Raw genomic sequence first — 3786 nt, forward strand, 5'->3', positions numbered from 1 at the left:
ACGGCTGGGAAACCCTCTCTCAGCCCCTCGAACCCATGCCCCTTGACCTCGCAGCCTAAAACACCGACCCTTCACATGCCCGGAGCGCGCCGCCAGGGAATTTCCACAGCATTCGCGACACGACCAGATTACCAATGTCATGCTTTGTAGCGTTCTTCGCGTCGGTGGAATAAATCGCCCCCTGAGGATATGCACGTGATTTCTCGGCTAACGGAGCAATCGAGTAAACTCGAAGGCTACCATCCTCAACTTTCCAGAACCAATCGGTGGGGGTCAGGCAGCAACAGTCGACGAAGCTAGCAATGTCTTTGGGAGACGCAAACTCGAACCCATAGGGAGAATTGTTCCCGTGCCATTTTGCTGTAAGCAAGGGAAACCTACCGTTTGATGCCGCCTTAACATCGTCATGTGTGTTTCCAACATACATCACCTCGGACGGCACCCAGCCATGCTGTTGGAGGATGAATTTCATGGCCGACCCGTGTTGCTTGTAGTCCATGTCGCGCCCACCCTGATAATAAGGTAGTTTTTGCCCAACGAGCTCCGACAGATACTCCTCGTATGGTCGTTGAGTTGCGCCTCCATCAGTCTTCAAAACCCAAGGGCTATTGCTAACCAGAACGGGTTGAACTCCTCGTTTAACCAAGAACTTAAGTAGTTTCACGGCTTCAGACAGCAGGTCACCATCAATTTCACCTGCATGCGCTAGAACATCATGCAGAGAGAAAATCATTCCTTTGAGGTTATGCATTTCTTTTCCTAGGTGCTTAAATCAATGAAAGCTGAACTGCTTCTTCGTGCAAATGGCTTACAAGAGTCCGGATGAAGGCGTCGTGGTCTGTCGGCAGAGTGAAGAAGGCTCCAACTTGACGGTATTCCACTGGGACCCAGTCAAAGCGCTGCTGCAGTGTCGTTCGCGCCAACACAATGGGGCGGCCCATATTATAGGCGAACTTGACTGTGTGTGCTGTTCCGCTCTTTGCGGCCCATTCCACAGGGAATACCGTTTTACCCAAAGCAGCTTGTATGCGGTTTCGCCTAACGAAGTTCTTCGCGCTAACACCATCTGAGGGGAGGTACTCAGTGACAACTGCGCCACCGGCTTCAACGAGCTCGCTCCGAAGTTTCTGTGAACCTCTGGGGTAATCCGCAAGAATCCCGGACCCTAGAACAGCCACCGTAGGCATGCCGGCACGAATGCTGCTTTGGTGCACCATTTGATCAATTCCATCGGCCAGTCCACTAACTGTCACAGCCTGTAACTTCGGAAGGCAGTACCCGAGATAGTCGGCAAGCCACAAACCGTCGCTGCTGGTTTTTCGTGACCCGACTGCTGTTATGGAGGGCTTGGAAAGCACAGACACGTCTCCTTCAACGAACAGCCACTCTGGGAAGTCTTGAAGGTCATGAAACCCCATCGGAAACTCATCCTGAAATGGAAAAAGAACTGATATGTTCTTTGAGAAAAGAAAGTCCAGATTTCGCCTGGCGGTATCAAGAAGGCCCTGTTGAGAACCGAGTGTTTCAAGTGCTTCATTGATCCGTGGAAATCTATCGCCCGCCTCCAATTTTTGCTCAGGGCGGTTATTGCGCAAGTCTTTAAAAAAGCTCGAAAAACCTACATTCTGCCGCGAGACAGACTTTAGTGTCTCAAAACCCACTCCCCTCAGGTTGCTGAGAGCCAGAAACCCGAGAGTTTCACTGTTATGATGGTCGGTTGGTAGAGACAAAAGCGATTAGGTCCTGCAAATTTTTTCTTCTGGTTTCGGTCACAACTCATTGCAAAAGCGATAATCTTCGCTCGCCATCTAGCGTGTTGTCCCAGTCCTCTCAGCCAGAGTTTGTGGGTGCAAACGCCAAAAAGGTCAAGCACAGGGGGCGACGACTCGACGCAATGTCGACTATTGGGCTGTCAGACCGGACTTGAAATCCTACTGGTCCAGACTTTGCAAAGCCTACTTTCTGCGCTTGGCAGCCTTCAAGTTGGGGTTGGCTAGGTGTCAGTTTTTTTTGCTAGATCGGCGGGCCAGTGCAGTAGGACGCGTGCTGCCCACTTTAAGCGCACGTTCCAAATATTGTTGGCTCCTGGGTTCAGTGAAATTAGATGAAATAGGCCGGGTTCGTCACCTGCTTTAATCTGTTTTACCCATCCCATGCCGGTCTCATCTTCGCATACACAGCGATGGCCGATGATGTCAGAGGGAACGCTGTCATGTCCGTTTCGGCTGTAGAAAAGAAGATCCCCGTCTGAGTAGACCGGCTCCATGCTGTCTCCCTCGACCTCCACGGCAACAATACCATGCGGGGATAGGCCTGAGGGGCACTCGACCTGTGGACCGCCGCCCTTGGGGTAGGCGTCGAACACCGGCACTTGGGCGCCTGCTCCGACTTTCCCCGCAATTGCGATTGTGGGTTTATCCTCTGGTCTTCCGTCTGCCCAGCTCATTACTTCCTCAACGGTCATGTCGAGGGCTTGCGCAATGCGGACTGCTGACGAGAGCTTTGGGGAGGCTGCTTTTCCTCTCTTGAGGTCTCGGACGAATGATTGGTGCAGGCCTGCCGCCTCGGAAAGTGGGGCGTCTTTCAATCCGCGGACCTCCATGATGCTGCGGAGGCCTGCTAGGAATTTTTCACTCTCATTCACCATTGGGGAACTCTACCCACATAAGTGAAAAGTCGGTACTGGGAAGTTTACCCTTGCAAAAACGGGTAAACTTACCCAGTAAAGCTATATGGAACAGTTTCTCGAAGAGATCAAAGCCTACGCGGTTGCTGTAGGCCGAAGCCCGCAGCACATCTTGCGTCAAGCCATCGGCGCCAACTGGCGCCAGTGGAAAGCCTGGAACGCGGGACAGTCGAGCCCGACCCTGCATACCGTGGACAAGATCCGCCGCTACATGGCCGACAACCCCGCGCCAGAAAACACGCCGGAGGCTGCCGCATGAGCCGCCCGCGTCTGACCCTGATTGTGAACAATGATCTGCCATGCAGCGATGATGCGCGTGGCGCTGGGCAAAAGTCTTGGTCAAATAAGTTTGACCCATACGCGCTAAAGGGCAGGGCGCCTGACCTTTGGTCGACCTATTTCCGCGCTCGCTTTCACAGCCCGCGCGAGGTTGCGCTGTTCTGCGATGTCAGCTTTCAGACCGCGCTGAACTGGTGGGGGGCGGTGACCGCCCCCGCAAGCCATATTGCATTGCTCGTCATGCTGACAGATCCCGGCGCGCCGGAGTTTTTCAGTCAGGCGTTGGAGGTGGCGGCATGAGTGGGCGGCGTTCTAAGCACGTGGTTTCCTGGCGCGGAACCTGCGCCCCGGTGCCAAGGAATGGGTGGCAGCGTCTGGTCTTCGATAGCTCTGACGGCTCAATACTTGAGTTGGATCTATCGGCAGAGACTGCCGGATTGGTTGTCGAGTCGTTGCGGTGCTTTCAGAATGAGCGGCTTCGTGGAGAGAACCTCCAATCTTCAAAGTCGTCCGAGATCCCGCACTCAGAAGGATCGAGGGCGCCTGGCCAATCGCAACTCCCGCCTGCCAGTTCTTCAATAGCGATCTGGGGGGAGTAGTATTGCCCCAGGAACTCGTCGCCAAAATAGACGCAGAACTTTCCTCTTTGCAGTACAATAGACCACTGCCCATGAGGCGTGGTGAAGTGGGCAAAGTGAACCGCCCCGGGTTTGCCGGAGAGTTTTTTGTTCAAAACTTAGGCGACGTGATCAAGAGCGTTTATGCTTGCGTAGAAAGTTTCCTCCACTTCTTGCGGCGGCCGATAGCCGATGGCGCCATGT

At 53.9% G+C, this 3786-nt stretch carries 6 protein-coding genes; 3 read left to right on the top strand and 3 right to left on the bottom strand.

Annotation, left to right across the window (positions count from 1 at the left end; genetic code table 11):
• Positions 1–55 precede the first annotated feature (55 nt).
• The 3 genes from AAFO90_RS24235 to AAFO90_RS24245 form a co-directional block, all read right to left on the bottom strand.
• Positions 56–751 carry an HAD family hydrolase gene (locus AAFO90_RS24235; RefSeq protein WP_347511104.1) on the bottom strand — a complete coding sequence of 232 codons (696 nt, stop codon included), beginning with the start codon at positions 749–751 and terminating at the stop codon, positions 56–58.
• Between the two features lie 16 nt (positions 752–767).
• On the bottom strand, positions 768–1661 hold the full coding sequence (locus AAFO90_RS24240; RefSeq protein ID WP_347511105.1) for a DNA-processing protein DprA: 894 nt from the start codon (positions 1659–1661) through the stop codon (positions 768–770).
• Positions 1662–1993: 332 nt separating this feature from the next.
• Complete coding sequence (locus tag AAFO90_RS24245) at positions 1994–2647, bottom strand: S24 family peptidase (RefSeq protein WP_347511106.1); 654 nt, start codon at positions 2645–2647, stop codon at positions 1994–1996.
• Positions 2648–2732: 85 nt separating this feature from the next.
• Between AAFO90_RS24245 and AAFO90_RS24250 the strand changes: the two genes are divergently transcribed.
• The 3 genes from AAFO90_RS24250 to AAFO90_RS24260 form a co-directional block, all read left to right on the top strand.
• Positions 2733–2945 (top strand): hypothetical protein, encoded by a 213-nt coding sequence (locus tag AAFO90_RS24250; protein WP_347511107.1) that lies wholly within the window; start codon positions 2733–2735, stop codon positions 2943–2945.
• Complete coding sequence (locus AAFO90_RS24255) at positions 2942–3265, top strand: hypothetical protein (protein WP_347511108.1); 324 nt, start codon at positions 2942–2944, stop codon at positions 3263–3265. Before AAFO90_RS24250 ends, AAFO90_RS24255 begins: the two co-directional genes overlap by 4 nt.
• Positions 3266–3566: 301 nt before the next feature.
• Positions 3567–3786: hypothetical protein (locus tag AAFO90_RS24260; protein WP_347511109.1), on the top strand; the 220-nt coding region annotated here is incomplete at its 3' end.

The sequence above is a fragment of the Phaeobacter sp. CAU 1743 genome (assembly GCF_039839315.1).
Classification (GTDB): domain Bacteria; phylum Pseudomonadota; class Alphaproteobacteria; order Rhodobacterales; family Rhodobacteraceae; genus Phycobacter; species Phycobacter gallaeciensis_A.

What these genes read in the sequence shown, in the direction of transcription:
- AAFO90_RS24235 (WP_347511104.1), bottom strand. Translation starts at nt 751, where the DNA reads ATGCATAACCTCAAAGGAATGATTTTCTCTCTGCATGATGTTCTAGCG.
- AAFO90_RS24250 (WP_347511107.1), top strand. Translation starts at nt 2,733, where the DNA reads ATGGAACAGTTTCTCGAAGAGATCAAAGCCTACGCGGTTGCTGTAGGC.
- AAFO90_RS24245 (WP_347511106.1), bottom strand. Translation starts at nt 2,647, where the DNA reads ATGGTGAATGAGAGTGAAAAATTCCTAGCAGGCCTCCGCAGCATCATG.
- AAFO90_RS24255 (WP_347511108.1), top strand. Translation starts at nt 2,942, where the DNA reads ATGAGCCGCCCGCGTCTGACCCTGATTGTGAACAATGATCTGCCATGC.